At 69.2% G+C, this 21,568-nt stretch carries 16 protein-coding genes; 6 read left to right on the top strand and 10 right to left on the bottom strand.

Translation table 11 applies throughout. The annotated features are described in order from the left end of the window. Window positions 1–538 precede the first annotated feature (538 nt). A complete protein-coding gene (locus tag AC0IZJ_RS27520) occupies window positions 539–856 on the bottom strand; it encodes an SRPBCC family protein (protein ID WP_471855347.1) in 318 nt (105 codons plus the stop codon). Window positions 857–972: 116 nt separating this feature from the next. Between AC0IZJ_RS27520 and AC0IZJ_RS27515 the strand changes: the two genes are divergently transcribed. Together AC0IZJ_RS27515 and AC0IZJ_RS27510 are read left to right on the top strand one after the other, a co-directional pair. Then, a complete protein-coding gene (locus AC0IZJ_RS27515; RefSeq protein WP_471855345.1) occupies window positions 973–3,216 on the top strand; it encodes a helicase-related protein in 2,244 nt (747 codons plus the stop codon). Between the two features lie 18 nt (window positions 3,217–3,234). After that, complete coding sequence (locus AC0IZJ_RS27510) at window positions 3,235–3,888, top strand: hypothetical protein (protein ID WP_471855342.1); 654 nt, start codon at window positions 3,235–3,237, stop codon at window positions 3,886–3,888. Window positions 3,889–3,914: 26 nt separating this feature from the next. Here AC0IZJ_RS27510 and AC0IZJ_RS27505 read toward each other — a convergent pair whose 3' ends face one another. Genes AC0IZJ_RS27505 through AC0IZJ_RS27495 form a run of 3 tightly spaced genes read right to left on the bottom strand, consistent with a single transcriptional unit; the run spans window position 3,915 to window position 7,623 of the window. After that, window positions 3,915–4,859, bottom strand: coding sequence for an NAD-dependent epimerase/dehydratase family protein (locus AC0IZJ_RS27505; protein ID WP_471855340.1), 945 nt, complete (start codon window positions 4,857–4,859; stop codon window positions 3,915–3,917). A gap of 47 nt (window positions 4,860–4,906) precedes the next feature. Then, complete coding sequence (locus AC0IZJ_RS27500) at window positions 4,907–7,156, bottom strand: xanthine dehydrogenase family protein molybdopterin-binding subunit (RefSeq protein ID WP_471855338.1); 2,250 nt, start codon at window positions 7,154–7,156, stop codon at window positions 4,907–4,909. Next, window positions 7,153–7,623 (bottom strand): (2Fe-2S)-binding protein, encoded by a 471-nt coding sequence (locus AC0IZJ_RS27495; RefSeq protein WP_471855377.1) that lies wholly within the window; start codon window positions 7,621–7,623, stop codon window positions 7,153–7,155. The genes AC0IZJ_RS27500 and AC0IZJ_RS27495 overlap by 4 nt, the downstream gene beginning before the upstream one ends. Before the next feature lie 358 nt (window positions 7,624–7,981). Here AC0IZJ_RS27495 and AC0IZJ_RS27490 point away from each other — a divergent pair, with 358 nt between their 5' ends. The 3 genes from AC0IZJ_RS27490 to AC0IZJ_RS27480 all read left to right on the top strand — a co-directional run bounded on the left by AC0IZJ_RS27490 (window position 7,982) and on the right by AC0IZJ_RS27480 (window position 10,921). Continuing rightward, window positions 7,982–9,397: a peptide MFS transporter gene (locus AC0IZJ_RS27490; RefSeq protein ID WP_471855337.1), complete on the top strand. Its 1,416-nt coding sequence runs from the start codon at window positions 7,982–7,984 to the stop codon at window positions 9,395–9,397. A gap of 10 nt (window positions 9,398–9,407) precedes the next feature. After that, window positions 9,408–10,076: a glutathione S-transferase family protein gene (locus tag AC0IZJ_RS27485; RefSeq protein ID WP_471855335.1), complete on the top strand. Its 669-nt coding sequence runs from the start codon at window positions 9,408–9,410 to the stop codon at window positions 10,074–10,076. Between the two features lie 164 nt (window positions 10,077–10,240). Next, window positions 10,241–10,921, top strand: coding sequence for a class I SAM-dependent methyltransferase (locus AC0IZJ_RS27480; protein WP_471855332.1), 681 nt, complete (start codon window positions 10,241–10,243; stop codon window positions 10,919–10,921). A 12-nt stretch (window positions 10,922–10,933) separates the two neighbouring features. Here the strand turns inward: AC0IZJ_RS27480 and AC0IZJ_RS27475 are convergent, their stop codons facing one another. The 4 genes from AC0IZJ_RS27475 to AC0IZJ_RS27460 all read right to left on the bottom strand — a co-directional run bounded on the left by AC0IZJ_RS27475 (window position 10,934) and on the right by AC0IZJ_RS27460 (window position 16,490). After that, window positions 10,934–11,533, bottom strand: a complete 600-nt coding sequence (locus AC0IZJ_RS27475) for a cold shock domain-containing protein (protein WP_471855329.1) — start codon at window positions 11,531–11,533, stop codon at window positions 10,934–10,936. Window positions 11,534–11,553: 20 nt separating this feature from the next. After that, complete coding sequence (locus AC0IZJ_RS27470) at window positions 11,554–12,555, bottom strand: hypothetical protein (RefSeq protein ID WP_471855326.1); 1,002 nt, start codon at window positions 12,553–12,555, stop codon at window positions 11,554–11,556. Beyond that, window positions 12,552–13,076, bottom strand: a complete 525-nt coding sequence (locus AC0IZJ_RS27465; RefSeq protein WP_471855324.1) for a (2Fe-2S)-binding protein — start codon at window positions 13,074–13,076, stop codon at window positions 12,552–12,554. The genes AC0IZJ_RS27470 and AC0IZJ_RS27465 overlap by 4 nt, the downstream gene beginning before the upstream one ends. 585 nt (window positions 13,077–13,661) lie before the next feature. Then, the gene (locus tag AC0IZJ_RS27460) at window positions 13,662–16,490 is read right to left on the bottom strand and encodes a xanthine dehydrogenase family protein molybdopterin-binding subunit (RefSeq protein ID WP_471855321.1); all 2,829 of its coding nucleotides are present in this window, start codon (window positions 16,488–16,490) and stop codon (window positions 13,662–13,664) included. Window positions 16,491–16,628: 138 nt separating this feature from the next. On the opposite strand from AC0IZJ_RS27460, the gene AC0IZJ_RS27455 reads away from it, so the two are divergent. Further along, a complete protein-coding gene (locus tag AC0IZJ_RS27455) occupies window positions 16,629–17,453 on the top strand; it encodes an alpha/beta hydrolase (protein ID WP_471855319.1) in 825 nt (274 codons plus the stop codon). Here the strand turns inward: AC0IZJ_RS27455 and AC0IZJ_RS27450 are convergent. Together AC0IZJ_RS27450 and AC0IZJ_RS27445 are read right to left on the bottom strand one after the other, a co-directional pair. Next, window positions 17,440–20,523 carry a ligand-binding sensor domain-containing diguanylate cyclase gene (locus AC0IZJ_RS27450; protein WP_471855316.1) on the bottom strand — a complete coding sequence of 1,028 codons (3,084 nt, stop codon included), beginning with the start codon at window positions 20,521–20,523 and terminating at the stop codon, window positions 17,440–17,442. The genes AC0IZJ_RS27455 and AC0IZJ_RS27450 overlap by 14 nt on opposite strands. A 48-nt stretch (window positions 20,524–20,571) precedes the next feature. After that, window positions 20,572–21,318: an AAA family ATPase gene (locus tag AC0IZJ_RS27445; protein WP_471855314.1), complete on the bottom strand. Its 747-nt coding sequence runs from the start codon at window positions 21,316–21,318 to the stop codon at window positions 20,572–20,574. Window positions 21,319–21,568: the final 250 nt, after the last annotated feature.

Genomic DNA, 21,568 nt, shown 5'->3' with positions numbered 1-21,568 from the left:
ACGTGACGACTTTCAGGGGATAAACCAGAAATGAATAGGAAATTCCTGGCGCTCGCAGCGCTTCTAACCTTGAGTTCTTGCGCTGCGACTTACCAACCGCCGTCAAATACAACGTCAAGGATGAAGTTCTTGGGCAACGGCAATGGGTACGCGTACATAGACTATGGCAACTCCTGTTCGAGCCGCGCGTTCGTGCCAGGAGAAATGCGCGCCGGCGCCTCCATCAAGGATGGTGGGCGTATATGGATTGAGCAAGGTATAGATACGCGCGGACTGGCGTTTGGATCGTTCTGCGGATTCAGATACTCGTTTGTTCCTGAGGCGAACACCACCTATGTCTCCGAATACAGAAACACCTATGGGCGATGTGAGATTGGACTATTTCGTCTAGCGGCTGACGGCCGCCACATACCTGTAGAGGAAGTCATTCGAGACAAACCGCTGAATTGCATGATCTAGGCTGAGCGCGGTAGGTTGGGGTGAGACCGCGAACGCCAACCTACCGAGTTGAGCGGCAGCGTGCCGGCGCCATAGCGAATCACGCTTGTTCAAGCAGCCCCTTCAACGCCCGCAAATCCTCGCGCACATGCGTCGCATCCTGCTCAAACGCCTCGTCGCTCGCGCCCGCCATCCGCAGCACCACGAACGTCAACGCGCAGCCCTCATCCACCGGCGTGACCCGAAACGCGTTGTGCGTGGTCGTGCCATCGGGTGTCGTCACGTCATGGTCCAGCACGCCGAAGTCGTTCTTCGGCGCCATCCTGATCTGGATGCGCCCCATCGGTGAATCGGCCACGACCCAGTGGTCACCCTCTTCCTCGATGTCGGCCGACGCCAGGCCCGTTTCGCGTGGCATGTGGGCCTCCAAAGCAATTGCTGAGCTTGTCACGGGGAAGGGCACCGGCAAACCATCCGCCCACCAGTCCTTGTGTCGAGGCGGGTTGTCGGCGCGCCTGTGTTCCACTTCCGCCCGTGAATCCAGAAGTCCCCTCATCTCCGGCCATTAAGCCGGCAAAGCCGCCCGCTCCGGCCTTCCCCCTCCCGCAACCCAGCCACGCCGCCCGCTTCCCTGCGGGCCTGGCGCCCGAAGACTGGGCGCGCATCCGCCAGGCGGCGCACGCGCTGCCCCAGGTGCTGACGCCAGACGACCTGGACGACGACGGCGGCGAGGATGCGTTGGACCGCATGGGCTGCATCCAGATCTCCCGCGCTGCGGGTGGTGGCCGGCCGGCGCGCTGGATCCTGCCGGCGCACATCCCCGTCGCCCTCGCGCAGCTGGAAGCCACACCGCAAACCAACACGCTGCGCCCGCAATTGCAGCAGCGCATGCAGCAGCTCGAAAGCCAGGGCCTGCGCCGCGAAGGCGTGTTGTTCACGCGGCTGTGCGTGCACCCGATCACGCTGGCGCACGAGGGCTGGCGCATCGACCTGTCGCACCGCGTGCCGGTGCCTGAGGGCCCGGTGTGGGCCTTCTTCCGCGATGGCGACACGGCGGCGCTGCGCCACAACCTCGGCCAGCCGCCGGAGTACTCGTACACCGCCGAGCTGACGCTGCACCTGAACCACCTCATCGACCGCAGCGAGGCCATGGGCCACGCCAGCCAGCTGGCGTCGCTGCTGCCGCGCCTGCAGGCCGAGTGCGGCGTGCCCATGCCGTTTGCCGACCTGAAGGCCGCGCTGACCCGCGCCCAGGACCGCTGGGAGCAGAACGTCGAGGAGCAGGACACCCTCGCCAGCCTGGGCCGTGAACTGGCCTTCCAGGGCTACCCGGACAGCTTCGACGCGGCGCGCAAGCTGGGTCGCAAGGTCACGCTCTACCTGGGCCCGCCGAACAGCGGCAAGACGTATTCGGCCTTCGAGCGGCTGGCGCAGGCGCTGGACGGCGCCTACCTCGCGCCGCTGCGGCTGCTGGCGCTGGAGGGCCGCGACCGGCTCGTCGGCCGAGGCGTGCCCTGCTCGCTGCTGACCGGCGAAGAGAACGTGCCGGCCAACAACTCGCGCGTGGTGAGCAGCACCATCGAGATGGTCAACACGCGCGACACCATCGACGTGGCCGTCATCGACGAAGCGCAGATGATCTTCGACGACTCGCGCGGCTGGGCCTGGACGCAGGCCATCGTCGGCGTGCCGGCGCGCGAGCTGATCATCATCGCGTCCGCCTATGCCGCGCCCGCCATCGAGCGGCTGCTGCTGCTGTGCGGCGAGAAGCCCGAGCGCCGCGTCTTTGAGCGCAAGCAGCAGGTGCAGCTGATGCCCGCGCCGGTGCCGATGACGCACCTGAAGTCGGGCGACGCGGTGGTGGCCTTCAGCCGCCGCGACGTGCTGATGCTGCGCGACCAGATCGCGCAAGGCGGCCATGCCGTCAGCGTCATCTACGGCGCGCTGCCGCCGGAGGTGCGCCGCCGCGAGGCCGAGCGTTTCGCGGTCGGTGCGAGTGACGTGCTGGTGGCGACTGATGCCATCGGCATGGGCCTGAACCTGCCCATCCGCCGCGTGCTGTTCTCGACGCTCACCAAGTTCGACGGCGTCGGCGACCGCGAGCTGACCGTCAGCGAGGTGCACCAGATCGCCGGCCGCGCCGGCCGCTACGGCATGCATGACGAAGGCTTCGTCAGCGTGCTCAAGGAGGCCGAGGCCGACGCGATGAAGACCCTGCGCGACCTGCTGCCCAAGGAGCCGCGCGCGCCGCGCGACTTCAAGTGCCCGGTGGCGCCCAACTGGCGGCATGTGCAGACGATTTCCCAGCGCCTGGGCGTGAACAGCCTGCACCAGGTGCTGACCGTCTTCATGCAGCAACTGCGCCTGGACGACGCGCACTTTGAAGTGGCCGAGCTGGAGCAGATGCTGGGCCTGGCCGAGATGCTGGACCGGCAGGCGGGCTCGCTGCCGCTGCAGGAACGCTTCCGCTACGCGCAGGCGCCAGTGGACGACCGGCTGCCGCAGGTGGTGGAGCAGTTCCAGGCCTGGGCCGCCAGCCACGCCCGCACCGGCAAGGCCGGCACGCCGTGGTTCCTGGACGACGTCGACGAACACAGCCGCCTGGACCGCATGGAGCAGGCGCTGCGCCAATGCACGCTGTGGCTGTGGCTCGATTTACGCTTCCCCGAGGTGTTCGGGCATGTCGAGGCGGTCATCGATCTGCGCGGTCGGTTGAACGACGGGATCGAGCGGCATCTGAAGGGGAAGAAGCCGTTGTGGCAGAGGCGGGGGCGCTGAGATTACTGAGGGCTGTTGATGGAAGCCGTGCTCGACAGAATGCTTGGATTGCCGGAGCTTCACTTCCAAGCCGGAAAGGCTGTCTTCAACGCCTGTGGCACATCCGTGTTTCCTTGTGACGCGCTTACGCTCGCTGTTCTGGAACGATCCCTAGGACTTATCAAGGGATTCCAGCTGCTCGCGCGAAACGGTTGCTACACCGCTGCGGTGGCGTTGCTGCGCATGCAACTAGATAACGCGCTTCGTCTGCATGGTGTTGCTAGCACCGCAGATCCTCACGACACAGCTTGCCAAATCGTTAATGGCACGCCGCTAAGGAAACTCAAAGATTCGTCCGGGCAGCCGATGAACGACAAACGCCTGACCGCGCTTTACTCCGTAAAGAGAGCGTGGGCGCAGCGGGTCTATGACGTTGCTTCGGCATATGTGCATCTTTCGGATACGCATGTGTCGCATTTCGTTGCCCGCTCGCCAAAGGTTGAGTCGGGCAGCCGGCACTTTTCGATCGGGGATGACGATGACCACGTTCCTCGCGCTCAGAAGCTCGAGCTAGTCGAGGCCTTTGAAATAGTCACTCTCAGCGTCCTGGAGGAAGTGCGCGACTGGGCCGTTAGCCGAGATCGTTATGGAGATTTGGCGACCTTGAAATTGCGTTACGGGTTGAATAGTTAACAGCCGCTTCTTGATTCAAACCACATTCAGCCTGAATAAATCCCGCGCCGTCGCCACGATGGCCTCCTGCGGCGGCCTCGGCACCCAGCCCAGCCGCTTCCGCGCATGGCTTGAATCCTGGTGCCGCGCCGCGCCTGCTCGCCCAGTTCGGCGCGCAGCACGGCCGCGACCTCATGCAGCCAGTGGAAACCGCCGCAGGCGATGAAGCGCTCGCCGGCCATGCTCTGCGGTGCCGCCAGCACACGCCAATGCAACTCGGCCACGTCGCGCACGTCGACGATGCCGAAGCCGACGCGGGGCAGGGCGGGGATGCGGCCCTCCAGCAGGCTGCGCACGAGGACAACGCTGGCCGAGTAGTCGGCGCTGGCCACCGGGCCTAACACCACGGATGGGTTGACCGTGCAGAACTCCAGCCCGCCACCCTCGCGCGCCACCCAGTCGCGCGCCGCGCGTTCCGCCACCGTTTTGGACTGCACATAGGCCGGGATGCCAGGCACCTCCAGCCGCGTCCAGTCGCGCTCGGTGAAGCGGTGCTCGCCGGGCCCGTGGCCGTAGGCGATGGCCGCGACGGAGGAGGTCATCACAAATCGCTGCGCACCCGCGTCACGCGCCGCCTTCAGTGCGCGCAGCGCGCCGTCGCGGGCGGGCACGATCAGCTCGTTGGCATCGCGCGGCACGCCGGCCGGCAGCGGCGACGCGAGGTGGGCCACATGGCTGCAACCCGCGGCGGCCTCGGCCCAGCCGGCGTCGTGCATGAGGTCGGCGGTGAAGAACCGCAATTGATCGCGCGCCTCGCCTGCGCTCGCACCGAGCAACTGACGCAGCGCCGGCTCGCGCGCCAGGTCACGCACCGTCGTATTGACCTGCCAGCCGGCGGCGAGCAGCTGGCGGACAAGCACGCCGGCGATGTAGCCGCTGCCGCCGGTGACGAGGATGCGCGGGGCGCCAGAGTTGGAGGTCGGGTAGGTCATGCAGGCTCGCTCGAACGGCGCATTCTGGGGCGCCGCCCGGCGAGCCGCTAAACCAGCGTGAACGGCAGGCTGCGCAGCCGCTTGCCCGTGGCCGCGAACACGGCATTGGCAACCGCCGCCGCCGTGCAGTGCGACGCGGGCTCGCCGATGCCGGTGGGGCGTTCCTCGCTGTTGACCAGCACGATGTCGATGACCGGCATCTCGTCGATGCGCAGCAGCGGGTGGTCGTGGAAGTTGCTCTGTTGCACGCGCCCGTTCTCGACGGTGACGGCCGGCTTGAGCGCTGCCGTGAGCGCAAAGACGATGCTGCCTTCCACCTGCGCGCGCACCAGTTGCGGGTTGACGACAAGGCCGCAGTCCACCGCCGTGACGACGCGCGCCACGCGCAGCCCCGTACCCGATGGCACTACCTCCACCACCTGCGCCACATAGGTGTCGGTGCAGGTACTGGCCAGGCCGCGCCCGGCACCCTTAAGCAGCGGCGTGCCCCAGCCGGCCGCGTCGCAGGCGGCGCGCTGCACGCCCGCGAGGCGCCCGGTGTGGATGCGCTCGAACTCGCCTTCGTTCTCCCAGCGCAGCTCACGCGCCGGCATCAGCAGGCGCTGGCGGTAGGCGAGCGGGTCCTCGCCCGCAGCCTGGGCGCATTCGTCGATCAGCGTCTCGTTGACGAAGGTGTTGTTGGGCGTGTAGCCGCGGCGCCACCACATCACGCGGATGGTCTGCTCGACGATGCGGTGGCGCACATGCTGCTGCGCCGCGCCGTAGGGGAACTTCTCGGCGTCAATGCTTATGGCGCGGTCCAGCCCGCCCTCGGCAATGGACTCACGCTCCGTCTGGATGCGCACCGACAGCGCGGCCACCGAATGCTCCAGCGACGCAATGGCGCCGTTGCCCGCCAGCGCCACGCGCACGCGGTGGCGGCTTGGCGGCGAGAAGAAGCCCATCTGCAGGTCGTCCTCGCGCGTCCACAGCAGGTGCACCGGCCGCTGCACGTCGCGCGACAGCAGCGCGGCTTCCAGCGCGTAGTCGGGCTCCAGCCGGCGGCCGAAGCTGCCGCCGAGCAGCGGCGTGTGCACGACCACACGGTCCGCCGGCAGGCCGGTCAGCAGCCGCAGCCGTGCATGCAGCTTGCTCTGGAAGTGGCAGCCGGTCCAAACCTCGCAGCGGCCGGCCGTCCAGTGCGCCAGCGCGTTCACCGGCTCCATGGGCGTGTGGGCAAACAGCGGCAGCTCGTAGTCCAGCTCCAGCTTGCGTGGCGCACCGGTCCAGGCGTCCTCCATGGCCTGGGCGCTGCCCTGGCGAAGCGTCGTCACCCAGCGGTGCATGCCTTCACGTGGGTTGTCCGGCGTGCCGTCCGCCAGCGCCTGCGCCATCTGCGCCGACAGGCCGGTGCTGGACGCCAGCTTGCCCGCACGCGGCCGGCGGTCGCTGCCTTCGTCGTTCCACGTCACCGCCAGCGCCTTGCGCCCCTGCAACGCGGCCCAGGTGGAGGTAGCGACGACGGCCACGCCGTCGCGCAGATGGAGCTGCGCATCGGGAAAGGTGTTGCCGTGCACCGGCAGCACCGCCACGACGCCGGGCATTGCGCGCGCCTTGGTGGCGTCGAAGCCCGCGAGCCGGCCGTTGATGACGGGGCTGCGCTCGATGACGGCGTAGAGCATGCCCGGCACGCGCAGGTCGATGCCGTAGCGAGCCTCGGCACGGACGATGGCGTGCAGGTTCTTGGCTGGCATGGGCCGGCCCACCATGCCCAGCGCCGCGCGGTCTTTCAGCGCCGGCTTGTCGGGCAACGGCAGCTTGGCGGCGGCGGCCACCAGCTCGCCATAGGCCAGCCGGCGACCGCTTTCAGTGTGCACGACGGCATGCGCCTCGGTGCGGCAGGCGGCGGGCGCCACGCCGAGCGCCGCCGCGCCGGCCTGCAGCAGCAGCTCGCGCGCCTGCGCACCGGCCTTGCGCGCCGGCTCCCACGCGGTGCTGATGCTGTACGAGCCGCCGGTGATCATGAAGCGCTTGCCGTCGGCCACGGCGGTCGAGACGGTCACGCGCGACCAGTCGGCGTCCAGCTCGTCGGCGACGAGCATCGCCACGCCGGTCTCCGTGCCCTGGCCCATCTCGGTGAAGACGATGCTGACATGCACCGCGCCGTCGGGGCGAATGGCGAGCCAGGCATTGGGCGACCAGGGCGAGACGCTGCCGGGCTGCGCGAACGCGTCGCCGCCGATGCGGAAGGCCACCACCAGCGCAGCCCCGCCGCGCAACAGCCGGCGGCGGCCCGGCGACGCCAGCGCGGCGCTCATGCGCCCCCCAGCAGCTGCGCCGCACGGTGCACAGCGGCACGGACGCGCGCGTAGGTGCCGCAGCGGCAGAGATTGCCGCGCATCGCCTCGTCGATCTGCGCGTCGCTCGGCCGTGGTTGGCGGCGCAGCAGGGCGGCGGCCGACATCATCTGGCCCGACTGGCAGTAGCCGCACTGCGGCACGTTCAGCTCCTTCCAGGCCTGCTGCACCGGGTGCAGCTCGCGCGTCGACGGCGCCAGGCCTTCGACGGTCGTTACCCGCTTGCCGCGCAGGCTGCCCACCGGCACGGCGCAGGCCCGCTGTGCCTCGCCGTCGACATGCACGGTGCACGCGCCACAAGCACCGATGCCGCAGCCGTACTTCGTGCCCACCAGCCCGAGGCGGTCGCGCAGCACCCATAGCAGCGGCTCGTCGCCGTCGCCACGGTGGCGGCGTTCGACGCCGTTGATCACGAGGGGCAGCTGCATCGTCGTCATGGGCGTGAGGGCATCCGTTGAGTCGGGCGCATGCTGGCTCCGCCATGCCGCCCTGGCCAGTGGCATGCGACGGATTCGGCTTTCAGCGGCCCGAACTCGGCACGACGCGCAACGCTTTGCTTCAAGGCCCTCGCGCCTGCACACCAGCGATGGCAAACGGGCGCATATCTCGGTCTCCGCTGGCCTGCCTGCCGCCGCAGTAGCCGCGACGGGCCCCGATTCCTTGCAAGGCGCGCACCACGCCATGCGCATCGCGACCATGACCGCCGTCATGCCCGGGCCACTGCGCATTGCCAGCCGCCGCGTCCCCGGGGACAGTCGCCCACTTTGCGCACAACGCGAGACCGATTTGACTGCCACCACAGCATCCCCCGGCGCCCACCCCGCGCCTTCCCACGATCGCGCCTTCCTCGGCCACCCACGCGGCCTCGGCTGGCTGTCCTTCTGCGAGCTGTGGGAGCGCTTCAGCTACTACGGCATGCAGGCGCTGCTGGTGCTCTATCTCAGCAACTATCTGTTCATGCCGGCCAACATCGGCCAGGTGGCGGGCATGGACGCGCTGCGCCACGCGATCGAGAACGTCACCGGGCCGCGCTCGCCGCAGCAGCTGGCATCGGCCGTGTTCGGCCTCTACGTGGGCCTTGTCTATTTGCTGCCCATCTTTGGCGGGCTGATCGCCGACCGCTGGCTGGGCCGCACGCGCACCGTCGTCATCGGCGCGCTGCTGATGGCCACGGGGCATTTCCTGATGGCCCTCGAGGCCGCGCTGCTGCCGGCCCTGGGCTGCCTGCTGCTGGGCGTGGGCTGCTTCAAGGGCAACATCGCCGCGCAGGTGGGCGACCTCTACGCGCCCGGCGACAAGCGCCGCGCCAGCGCCTTCCAGATCTTCATGCTGGCGGTACAGGTGGCTGTCATCGCCGCCCCCATCGTCTGCGGCACGCTGGGCGAGAAGGTGGGCTGGCACTGGGGCTTCGGCTCGGCCGGCGTGGGCATGCTGATCGGCCTGTTCGTCTATCTGGCCGGGCGGCGCTGGCTGCCGCCGGAGCCGCTGCGGGGCGCCGCCAAGGCCGCCGAGGTCAAGCAACCGCTGGGCCGGCGCGCGGTGCTTCAGGTGGTGCTGCTCGTGGCCATCCTGCCGCTGCTGATGCTGTCCATCGTCGGCAACCAGCAATACAACAACGGCTTCCCGCTCTGGTCGCAGCAGCACATGGACATGGTGGTGGCAGGCTTCACCGTGCCGGTGACCTGGCTGCAGGCGGTGGACGCGCTGACGAGCACCGGCGCCATGCTGGCCTCGCTGGCCTTCTGGCGCTGGTGGGCCACGCGTCGGCGCGAGCCGGACGAGATCACCAAGATGGCACTGGCCTGCTTCGTCGCTGCGGGCGCGCCGGCGCTGCTGATGATCCCGGCGCTGGCCATCGAGGGCGACGGCGCGCGCATCAGCATCCTGTGGTCGTTCGCCTATGCGCTGGTCAACAACATCGGTTTTGCCAACATCATGCCGGTGGGCCTGGCGCTGTACTCGCGCGCCGCGCCGCGCGGCCTGCAGGGCGTGATGATCGGCATCTACTACCTGCACCTGTTCTTCGGCAACAGCTTCGTCGGTTGGCTGGCCGGCCTGCTGGAGACCATGCCGGGCTCGCAGTTCTGGGGCCTGCATGCGGTGCTGGTGGCGGCGGCCGGCGTGGGGCTGCTGGCGGTAAAGCTGCTGTTCGGGCGACTGCTTGCGCCGGACGAGACAGCCTCATCGACGTCGCCTGCCTAAACTGTGCCGCATGATCACCGTTCACCACCTCAACAACTCCCGCTCGCAGCGCGTGCTCTGGCTGCTCGAAGAGCTGGGCCTGCCCTACGAGATCAAGCACTACCAGCGCGACGCCAAGACCTCGCTGGCGCCGCCCGAGTTGCGCAAGGTGCACCCGCTGGGCAAGAGCCCGGTCATCACCGAGGGCGGGCTGACGGTGGCCGAGAGCGGCGCCATCCTGGAGTACCTGGTGGAGCGCCATGGCCAGGGCCGGCTCAAGCCCACCGGCGAGCAGGACCTGCTGAACTACCGCTACTTCATGCACTTCGCCGAAGGCTCGGCCATGCCGCCGCTGGTGATGAAGCTGGTGTTCAACAAGATCAAGCGCGCGCCCATGCCCTTCTTCGTCAAGCCCATTGCCAAGGGCATTGCCGACAAGGTGCTCGGCAGCTTCGTACAGCCCAATATCGACGCGCAGCTCAAGTTCCTCGAAGGCGAGCTGGCCTCGCGGCCCTGGTTTGCCGGCGCCGAGTTCTCGGCGGCGGACGTGCAGATGAGCTTCCCGGTGGAAGCTGCCGCCTCGCGGGGCGGGGCCATGGACCAGTACCCCAAGCTCAAGGACTTCCTGGCCCGCATCCACGCGCGGCCAGCCTACAAGCAGGCGCTGGAGCGCGGTGGGCCTTACGACCTGATGAGTTGATGGGGTGACGGGTGAGGGGCTGACCCCAGCGGGCTTCATACTCCGTCCCACGGCTGCGCCCAGCAGTCAGTTCCCGTCTTGCCCCGCCGGCCTGTCGCCCGGCCGCTGTGAATGAACAGCGGCGCTGACCTCCCCGTGTCGCATTGCGATCACCTGGAGGGCAGATGCCCGGCTACGACATCAAGGTTCAGACGCTGGCCATCGCCGGCGCAGCGGACCTGCGGGTTCGATCTCTGCTCGACAACGACCAGTTCGCCGATGCGGCAGGTGCGGCGTCTGCTCTAGGCATCTCGTCCGCGCAATGGCCGCTGTTCGGCCAGGTCTGGCCCTCCAGCCTGCACTTGGCCGCCGCGATGGCTGTGCGGCCGCTACCCGTGGGCGAGCGCATCCTGGAGATCGGCTGCGGCCTGGCTCTGGCCAGCCTGGTGTGCCACCGGCGCGGCGCCGAAGTCACGGCCAGCGACATCCACCCGCTGGCCGCTGCGTTCCTGTTGGAGAACCTGCGCCTGAACGACCTCGCGCCCATGCGCTACTGCCATGGCAACTGGAGCGAGGACGCAGTCGATTCGGAAGGCGGGGCGCCCCATGTGCGCGGCCGCTTCGACCTCATCATCGGCAGCGACGTGCTCTACGAGCGCGACGACGGCGGCGCACTGGCGGCCTTCATCGAAAAGCACGCGCTGGCGCGATGTGAGCTGTTGATCGTCGATCCCAATCGCGGCAACCGAGCGGCGTTTGGCAAGCGGATGGCGGGGCTGGGGTTTGAGTTCAGCGAGACGCTGCTGGGTGCGGAGGTGGGGAGGCCGGACTATCGGGGGCGGTTGATGCGGTTCGGGCGAAGCTGAGCTGCGTCCGCGCTAGCGAGCACCAGAACCGGTGCACCACTGCTGCTCGCAAGGCACGCCGTCATGGTTGCCGTCCATCTTCGTACCGGGGCAGTGATTGATGAACCAGGTTGCCTCGGCGCAGGACTTCATCTGCGAGCACTGCGTGCGCCCATCGCAGCGATAGGCTGGCGGCGTGACAACGTGGGGTCCGCGATCCTGCCAGGGCAAGGATTCAGGGACTGGCGCCGTGGAGGGCATGCTCTCGAGCTGGAGCCGGTTGGCGCGCACGCGGTAGGCGTTGAAAGCCCAGCTGCCGGCGGCGACAAGCAGGATCAGCAGCATGCCGCGGAACAGCCAGGACATCCCGCCAGAGCTTGGCTCGGCTCGTTGCGTTTCGCGGGAAGGTTTTGCGTCCGCACCGACCGCCAATCGGATGACTTTGATGGCCTGCGGCTTGCCGTCCCTGCCACGGCCCAACTCATAGCTGAGCGTCTCGCCGACGACGGGTCGCGAGCCATCGCGCGGCAAAGCGCTGATGTGCACGAAAAGCTCCGCGCCGCCTTGCGTCGGCGCGACGAATCCAAAGCCGCGTTCATCGTCCCAGGTGCGCAGGATGCCGGTCGTCCGCATGGCAGGTTTCTCCATACGCTTCAGCGCCTAGCGGCCTTGCCGCCGTACTCGACGATCCTGCACCCCGCTCCCTTCGGATCCTCGCAGCATGCCGCCAGCTTCTTCAGGCTCTCGCTGAACTGCTCGTCCCACTGCGCCTTGCTGTGCAGGTTGCCCGGGCTCATCCAGTGCGATTGAGGGAACTTCTTCGACCACTCGTTGCCGCCTTCCTGAGTCGCGTTGCCGGTGGACTGCTGCATAGCCACGTTGCACGAGTTCATGTTGCCGATGCGGTGGCAGGCCGTGCAGGTGTTGCCACGCGTCGTGATGCCGAAGGCGTGCAGCCGGGCCCAGGCGCGTTTGAAGTCCTCGCCGATGGCCTTGGGCTGGTAGTCGCCGAACGGGTCACCGGGCAGCTGAGTCGTCTGCGCGATGTACGGCGAATACATGAACGGCCCGCTGTCGTGGCAGTTGATGCACGCCGGCTGGCTCCAGGCGACTTGATGCGGCGTCTGCCAGACCTTGTCGGCCGGCAGGGCCTGCACGCCGGCGGGGCTGGGCGGCTGCGGCTTGCGCGTGAGCGTGCTGGGCGAGGGCACCCAGCGGCCGTCAATGCCGGTGGCTTCGGTCAAAGGCGCCTTGGCCTTGGCGGTGAACCAGCAGGTCTTGCCGTCCTTGAGGCTGTGCGAGATGACGTTGATCTCGTCAAACAGCGCGCTGCCCGCCGGCCGCGCGACCTGCTTGCGGCAGATGGCGCTGACCTGCGCCGTTTTGTCGTCACGCAGCACGAGGGCGCGGCTGCCGGGCACGCATGGGCTTTGCGCGTCGGGCTGGTGCAGCAGAGAAGGCTTGTCGCAGCGCGCGGGCGCGGGCTGGGGTGGCACGGGGTTGCCGTCGACGGTGATGGGGATCTCCTGGCCGGCCATACAGCTGAAGGCGGGGATCTCGCTGATCTGCGCGGCGCATTGGCGGCCGTACTCGAAGAGCGTTTCGGCGTGGGTGGCGCCAGTGAGCATCAGCGCTAGCAACAGCGCGGGTCTCATGCCGTCACCAGGCCCTTCTCCGCCAGCACAACGGCGCGGATGGCCTGGTGGTAGCGGGCGTAGCCGGTGCAGCGGCAGATGTGCTGGCCGACGGCATCTTCAATCGCCGCGTCGATCTGGTCGCGTTTGACGGGCTGGGCGCGCAGGCGGCCGAGCAGCATCTCGGTGGCCATGACGAAACCGGGCGTGCAGTAGCCGCACTGGAAGGCGAAGTGGTCGAGGAAGGCTTGTTGTGTCTTGCTGGGGTGCTCCATGCTGCCGGTACCTTCCACCGTCGTAATGGACTGGCCTTGCAGCAGGGCGACCGGGGTGGAGCAGGCAAGCATGGGTTGCGCTTGGCTGGTGGGTTGCCGGCGGGCGGCGACGGTGCAGGCTTTGCAGACGCCGATGCCGCAGCAGAGGCGGGTGCCGGAGAGGCCGAGTTCCTCTTGCAGGAAGTCGACCAAAGGCAGGTCGGTGGGGATGGTTTTGTCGACGGGCTTGCCGTTGACGTGGAATTGGACGCGGACGAGGTCGGTCATCAGTGGGCCTCCCGTTGGAGTTGGTCTGTGGGGAGGCCCATGCCGGGATTTCGTCCCGGCGGCCGACTCACTTTTTGGGCCGCCAAAAAGTAAGCAAAAAGCTCCCCCCTGACCGCCCCGCCCCTTCGGGGTCCCCTGCGCTGCTCAGTCCTTGAAGCCCCGCGCAGAACTCCCTTCGCTACGCTCCGGTCAGACAACCGCGCGGAGTCAGTTCTTGAGGCGCGCTTCGCGCGCGGCTTCAAGGCCTTCCGCTGCTCGGCGGGGCTAAAAGGGGGCATGCAGAAATACATCCACCGCCCGGACTTCGGGCTTGGCTGATGGGTCCCTGGAGCCTCCCCTTCTAAACCGCCGAGAAGCGCAGAAACCCGGGGCGCGAGCGAAGCGAGCTTCAAGCTCTGACTTCGCACCCCTTTGTTTGAACGGAGCGTAGCGAAGTGAGTTGGGTGCGGCCCCGGGTTTCGAGCATCGCAGGGCACCCCGCAGGGGCGGTTTCGCAGGGGAGAGCTTTTTGCTTACTTTTTGGCGGCGCAAAAAGTGAGTCGGCCGCCGGGACGAAATCCCGGCTGGGCCTGGCCAATAAGACGCTCATGCCAAAGCCCTCCCTATGTCGGCAGCAGTGATGGGCAACGACCGAAACCGCCGCCCCGTCGCATGCGCAATCGCATTCCCAATCGCCGGCGCAATCGGACACAGCACCGCCTCGGCAATGCCCTTCGCCGTCATCTCATCCGAAGGCAACGTCGTGATGCCAAGCCGCCCCAACGGCACATCGCCAGACAGCGCCACCTGATACCGATCCAGGTTCCACCGCCCATCCCCAGCCCCACCCGCCTCCAACGGCAGGTTCTCCAGCAACGCATACCCAATGCCCATTGCCACCCCACCCTGCGCCTGCCCCAGCAGCAGATCCCGCTGCAACACCTTCCCCGCATCCACCATCAACTCGACAGCGACGACACGCGGCTCAAAACTCCGAGGCGCGATCTCGACCGCCACCAGCACGCCAGACGGCGCATACAAGCTGCGGCCATACAAACCGGCCTCCGGCTTGGGCGGTACCACGTCCTGCCGCAGCACCGCCGTCCACGTCGACTGACCGCCAGCCCGCAGCGACAACCCGTCGATCGGCAACTGCAGCGCGCGCCCCGCCTGCACGGCATACGTCGCCGACACCCAGGCCGCTTCGTACAGCCCGTGCACCATCGCCGCCGCCGTCAACCCGACCTGATGCACCTTGGCCGCCAGCACTGCCAATGGCAACGGCGCAAGACCTGGCGCTGTCAATCGCCCGGCCTCCCACTTCGTGCGCCCCTGCACCTGCGCCAAGGGCACGCCCCAGAGCAACGCCGCCGCCGGCAACAGCCCCGCCTCGAACAGCACGCGGCTGGCCTGCTCGGTCACATGCACCTGATGAAAGGCCGTGAGACACGCGCTGCTGGACATCGCGAAGCTGGCCGTCCAACGCGGGTCGGCCCAGCTGCCCTTGGAGTCGCTGTGCAGGTCCAGCGCGTTGAAGCTGCCCACATCGCCCATGACGACGTCGTGCGCGTTGTGGCCCAGCCAGCCTGCGGTGGAGATCGCCAGCGTCGTCGCCGAGCCATTGCCCATGTCGACGCAGTTGCTGCGCACCGTCAGCCGCCCGTCCGGTGCCAGAGCCACCTCGGCCATGACGCCGTCCTTGCCCGTCCCATAGGCCTGGTTGGCCAGCGCAAAGCCCACGCCGTAGCGGATGCCCTCACGCGCCTTGCGGGCCTTCACTGCCTCGCGCTCGCGCCACAGCGAATGCTCACGCGCATGCCGGCAGATCTCGCGCAGCCGCATGGGCTGCGTCAGCGGCGCGCCGGTGATGGTGCGGTCGCCCTCGCGCAATGCGTTGATCTCGCGCAGCTCGATGGGGTCGCGCTTCAGCGCCACGGCCACCTCGTCCACCAGCGTCTCCACCGCGAAGCTCGCCTGCGGCCCGCCGAAGCCGCGCATCGAGCCAGCCACGACGCCGGTACTCGGCTGAGCGATGGCGTCCACATAAGCCTGCTTGATGTCGTAGCCGCTCAGGCCGCAGTAGGCGGCCAGCATGGCGACGAACTGGCTGTAGTTGTTCTGCCCGCCCGAGGGCAGCACCTGCTGGCTGCCGAAGGCGAGGAACTTGCCGGTCCTGGCGTCCACCGCGATGCGCTGTGTGATGTTGCTGGCCAGCTGCTTGAGCCCGCCCTGGAACTGCTCGTAGCGGTCCTGGGCGATGCGCACCGGGCCGTCGGCCAGCGCGGCGGTGACGGCCAGCAGCGGCGGGAAAGTGGACACATCCCGCCCGCCAAAGCCGCCGCCGGGGTAGCAGGAGTTCAGCACGATGGTCTCGACCTTGATCCGGCAGTTCTTGCTGAACAGTGCCAGGCTGTCGCCGGCATCGCCGTTGGTGGCCTGGGTGCCGAGCACGAGGTTGAGCGTGCCGCCGCCCGTGCGGTCCAGCCAGGCCAGGCCCGCCTCGGGCTCCATGAACATCGGGTCCAGCACCTGCGTCGTGTAGGTGCCGCTCAGCTGCAGCACGGCCGGGCTGCGTGACTGCAGCGTGTTGTCGATGCGCTGGCGCAGCGCCCGGGCCGTGCTGTTGACGGGCTGGCTGGTGGAGTCGGGCTGGTAGGGGTCGGACTCATAGCCGGCCTGCACCTGCGAGAACGGCACCACACCCGGCGCGTCATAACGCGTCAAATAGTTGACCGGGCTGTAGGCCATGGCCCAGGGCTGCTTCGGCGGCGGCGGCAGCCCGCCGGTCTGCACGACGCCGGGCTGGAACTGCAGCGCGCGCTTGGCGCGGCGGTAGGCGTTGCCGTCGGCAAAGATCAGGATGGCCACCGGCTGGCCGTAGAACTGCGGCGCCGTGCCCACCGGCACCAGCAGCTGGTAAACGCCGTCGGCGCCCGCGCTGGAGAAGGGCAGGCTCAGGTTCAGCGAGGCCAGGTCGCGCTGCGGCCAGGTGAAGCCGGTGAGCGGTGCCTGCGTGATGGTCAACAGCGGCACGGCGTCCGCCCCGGCCAGGGCGCCAAGGTCCAGCCCGGTGAAGACTCGGCCCGGGTTCGTCGCGCGCAGGATCATGGCCATGCGCTCGGGGGTGCTTGTCGGCCAGCCCGGCATGTCGACGGCGCGGAAGTCGCGCGCGTAGATCTTCTGGCCCGTCACCTTGGCCAGGCCGTCGATGCGAAACCGCGCCTTGCCGGGACCACCGGACCAGTCCGGCGCACCGGGCGGTGAGTGCGGCTGCACGGGCGTGCCCTCGGGCTGCGGGCGGGCGCCGGGCAGCCGGGGCGTGGGTGGCTTGAAGGCCAGTGCCAGGTCGTGCACCAGCAGCGTCACGGCTGCGGCGCCGCTGCCGATGACGCGGCGGCGCGTCAACTGGAATGGCCCCTGGGTGTTCTGCGACACGCCCTCTCCCGTCCTGTCCGATGGGCGGCGAGTGTGTCACCGAGGCGTCGTGGTGGTCAGAGGATCAAACCCCATTCGGGCCGCAAATCCGTTGCATGACGAGCGACAGGGCGCGCATACCGGGATAGCCTGCGCGCCATGCAACGCCGCCTCCTCCTCACCCTGCCCCTCGCCGCCACGCTGCCCGCCCGCGCCGCGCCGTCCACCGCGCTGTCCAGCGTGCAGGTGCTGGAGCCGCCGCTGACGATGCCGGGCCTGAACCGACAGCGCACGCTGCGCCTGTGTCTGCCGCCAAGCTATGCCAGCGAACCAGGCAAGCGCTACCCGGTCATCTACATGCACGACGGCCAGAACCTGTTCGACGCAGCGACGGGCTATGCCGGCGAATGGGGTGTCGACGAGACCATGGCCCAGCTGGCTCAAAGCACTGGCTTCGAGGCCCTCGTCGTCGGCATCGACAACGGCGGCGACAAGCGCAACACCGAGATGGCGCCGTTCGACCACAAGGCGCTGGGCAAGTCCGAGGGCGCGGCCTATCTCGAATTCATCGTCAAGACGGTCAAGCCCTTCATCGACGCGGGCTGGCGCACGCAACCCGAACGCGAGCACACGGCGCTGATCGGCAGCTCGCTGGGCGGCCTCATCAGCCACGCGGCCCTGCTGTGGCACGGCGATGTGTTCAGCCGCTATGGCCTGTTCAGCCCGTCCTACTGGGCCGCGCCGCAGCTCTTCGAGGCCACGGCCAGGGCAGCGCTGCCGGCCGGCACGCGGGTGCAGCTTTACTGCGGCAGCCGCGAAGGCGGCAGCATGGCGGGGCAGACGCGCCACATGCACCGACAGTTCGCGCGGCAGTTGCGCCGGGAGCAGCTGAACCTGCACATCGCCGCGGACGCCGAGCACAACGAGGCCGCCTGGCGGGCAGCGCTGCCGGCTGCGCTGCGCTTCCTGTTCAGGCTGGACTGAGCACGTCGTCGGCAGCGCTGCGAGCCACGTCGAGCCGCGTTTCGCGCTGCCAGCCGTCCAGCCCCTCCGGCGCCTCGCGCGGCGACAAGCCTTTGGCGCGAACAGCGCCCACATAGCCGTCACGCCCCTGCGCCTTGGCGGCGTAGAGCGCCGAGTCGGCCAGGGCCAGGCAGGCGCGCCAGTCCCACAGGCGCGGGTGGTGCGGGTCCAGCGGGAAGGCGCAGAAGCCGATGGACACGGTGACCTGCACGGTCTCGCCGGGGCCGATGTCAAAGGGCCGGTCGCGCACCGCAGCGCACACACGGGCGGCCAGCTCGGCGGCGTCGCGCCGGTCGGTTTCGCGGGCCAGCACCAGCACCTCCTCGCCGCCCCAGCGCACCAGCGAGTCGGTCTCGCGGAAGACGCCGCGCAGCCGCTCGGCCAGCTGCACCAGCACCGCGTCGCCGGCCGCGTGGCCGTGCAGGTCGTTGATGCGCTTGAAGAGGTCCAGGTCGAGCAGCAGCAGCAGCAGGTCGGCGTCCGGCCCCGGTCCGTCGCCACCCACCGGCTCGAAACGCCGCAGGCACAGCGCCAGGTCGTCTTCCAGGCGCAGCTCCAGGTAGCGGCGGTTGCGCAGGCCGGTCAGTGCGTCGGTCAGGCTGAGTTCGCGCAGCTCGGCGGTGCGCTCGTCCACGAGGGTGCGCAGTTCCACCTCGCGGCGGCGCAGCTGGCGGGTGCGCCAGCCCGTCCAGGCCCAGATGCCGGCCAGCACCGCGATCAGGCCGCCGGCACGCGCCAGGTCGGTCTCCCACCAGGCGGGCTGCAGCTCGACGGGCAGGGCCAGCACCTCGCCGCCCCACAGCGCGTGGTGGGCGGTCGCGCGCACCTGCAGCGTGTAGCGGCCGGGCTTGAGCGGGCCGAAGCTGGGGTTTCGCCCGGTGGCATCCACGCGTGTCCAACCCTCCTCCAGGCCCTGCAGCCGGTACTCGTAGCGCAGGCGGGTGGGGTCGGCATAGTCCAGCGCCGCGAACTCGACGGACAGCGTGCGCCGGCCCGGTGGCAGCGTCAGTGCCTCGCCCGGCTTGCGCGGCTGCACCCAGGGCTGGCCGTTCACACGCAGGCCGCTGATGACCAGCGGCGGGCTGCCGCGCTCGGCCTGCCAGGCCTCGGGCTGCACGCGCAGCAGGCCGCGGCTGCCGCCGAACAGCAGGCCGCCGCCGGGCAGCTCGGCGCTGGCAAAGAACCAGTGGCTGCCGAAGTTGGCGCCTTCGGCGGCGCCGAAGCTGTCCAGCCGGTCCAGCTTGGGGTCGTAGACGTAGAGCTGGCTCCAGATGCGGCCCTGCGCGTCTTCGTGCAGATGGCCGCCGAACAAGCCCTCCACGCCGTGGCGCTCGCTGATGCGCTCGAAGCGCGCACGGCCCTCGCCGTCCCAGCCCTTGAGGCGGTGCAGGCCGCTGGCGGGCACGTCCACCCAGAGCCGGCCGTCGCGCGCCCACAGCAGGGCCATGACGGCCGGGCTGCCCAGGGCTTCATTGGCAGCCTGGGGCACGGGCTCCAGGCCGCCGCCCGGTTCGCGCTCGCGCAGCAGGCCCTGCTGGCCGCCCACCCACAGCCGCCCGTCGGGCGCCTGGCGCAGCACATGGATGCCGCCGTGCAGCCTGGCACCACGCCCCACAGGGTGCACGCGCTCGAGCGCCGGCGCGTCGACGCCGGCCAGGCGGTACAGCCCCTCCTGCATGCCCAGCCAGACGCTGCCATCGGCACGCAGCAGCAGTTGCTGGGCGCGGCCGCCGTCGAGTGGCCAGTCATGCAGAAGGCGGCCGTTGGCCGCGCGGTGCTCCAGGCGGCCGGCTGAGGCCATCCAGACGCTGCCGTCGGCCGCCTCGGCCAGGTTCTCGACGACGCTGCGCCGCTCGCGCGGCCAGGTGCCCAGCGTGGCCAGGTCGCGGCCCGGGCGGCCGTCCAGGCGCACGAGCTGGCCGGTCTGCGTGGCGCCGAGCACCTCGCCGTTCTTCAACGTCAGCACGGCGCGCACATCGGCTTCGGCCAGCGGGGCGGCCGGGTCTGCGTCCGGGCCGCGCACGGCCAGGGCCGGGTGGCTGAGGTGGCGCTGCAGGCCCAGGCCGTAGCCGCTGACCCACATGGCGCCGCTGCGGTCGCGCAGCAGGCCGCTGACGTCGTTGCCGGCCAGGCCGAGGGCGTGACGCGGGTCGTGGCGCAGGCGCGCTTCGACAACGCCGCTGGCCGCGTCCACCCAGTAGATGCCGTTCTTGCAGCCCACCCAGAGCCGGCCGGCAGCGTCTTCGGCCAGCGCCTGCACGGGCATGCCCAGGGCCAGCACCCAGCGCACCTGGCCCTGCTCGACGACGCCGACATGGCCGTCCTGCGTGCCCAGCCACAGGCGGCCGGCACGGTCCTCGGCCAGGGTGAGCACGGGCACGCCGTTCGGCAGGTCGGGGAGCGGGAGGTCTTGCCAGGCGCCATTCACGCGCCGCGCCAGGCCGCGCCAGTGGCCGGCCCAGACCGTGCCGTCGCTGCCTGCACGCAGGGCCAGCACGCGGTTCTCGGCCTCGCCCTGCCAGGTCAACGTCTGCGGCTCGACCTTCTTCGCGCCCGGCTCGTAGCGGTACAGGCCGCGGCCCATGGTGCCCACCCAGACGGCGCCGTCGCGGTCCTCGGCCACCGCGCGGATGGGCGCCAGCGGGGCGCCCGCGGCATGGCGCTCGACGCGGTCCTGCACGGGGTCGTAGGCCACCAGGCCCAGGAACTCGGTGCCTATCCACATGCGCCCATCGGCCGCCGGCGCCAGCGCCCGCAGCCAGCCCAGGCTGGGCCGGGTGCCCGCCTCGCCGGCCAGCTCGATGGGCCGCAGCCGGTAGCCGTCATAGCGCGTCAGGCCCTTGGCTGTCGCAACCCACAGCAGGCCGGCGCGGTCCTGGGCGATGGCGGGCACCGAGTTCTGCGGCACGCTGACGCTGCGGAACTGCACCTCCAGCGGACCGGCGCCGGGAGTCTCGGCGTGGGCGGCGCCCAGGGCCAGGGCGACGAGCAGGCCGAAGGCACCGAGAAGGCCACGAACTAGGGGGGACATGGGCGCGCATCGTAAGCGCGCGGTGGGGTGAGCACTGGCGCCCGGGCGTCAGCTGCCCAACAGCGCGCCCAGCATGCGCTGCGGGTCCGCCATGAAGTCACGTGTCACGCGGTAATGCTCGGTCTCTTCATAGGCCACGCGCTGGACGCCGTTGGCGGTGCACTGGTAGATCCAGGCATCGGGGTAGGCCATCAGCAGCGGCGAATGCGTGGCAATGACGAACTGCGAGCCGGCCTTCGTCAGCTCATGCAGGCGCGCCAACGCGGCGAGCTGGCGCTGCGGGGAGAGCGCGGCCTCGGGTTCGTCCAGCAGGTAGAGGCCGCGGGCGCCGAAGCGGTTGTTGAGCAGCGCGAGGAAGGATTCGCCGTGCGACTGTTCGTGCAGTGATTTGCCGCCATAGCCGTTGATGATGGGCGGGCCACCTGGCGCGGCGTCGAGGTTTTCAATCTCGGTGGCCACGTTGAAGAAGCTCTCCGCCCGCAGGAAGAAGCCGTCGCGCGGCTGCTTGTAGCCCTTGGCGACGCGCAGGTATTCATGCAGTTCCGAGTGCGACAGCCGCGTGCCGAAGTTGAAGTTTCTGCTGCCGCCCTCGGCGTTGAAACCCAGCGACACGGCCAGCGCCTCCAGCAGCGTCGACTTGCCGGAGCCGTTCTCGCCCACCAGGAAGGTCACCTTGGGGTGCATCTCCAGCTTGTCCAGCGTTCGCACGGCTGGGAGGTTGAACGGGTAGCGGTCGAAGGACTCGACCTTGTCGCGTTGGAGGGTGAGGTGGAGGATGAATTGGGTGGAGAGCATGTGTTTCGCAGGGCGGCGATGGGACTATGCAGGAGTGGCGTTTCAGGCCAAGCCCATGCCGGGATTTCGCCCCGGCGGGCGAGTCACTTTCTGACCCGCCAGAAAGTAACCAAAGAGCTCCCCCCGACCGCACCGCCCTTCGCTGCGCTTCGGGTTCCCTGCGGTACTCAAGTCTTGAGGCCCCGCCCGGAACTCGCGCCGCTACGCTCTGCTCAAACAACCGTGCGGAGTCAGTTCTTGAAGCGTGCTG

The organism is Roseateles sp. AC306 (assembly GCF_979253795.1).
This window is presented reverse-complemented; position numbering and strand designations above follow the sequence as displayed.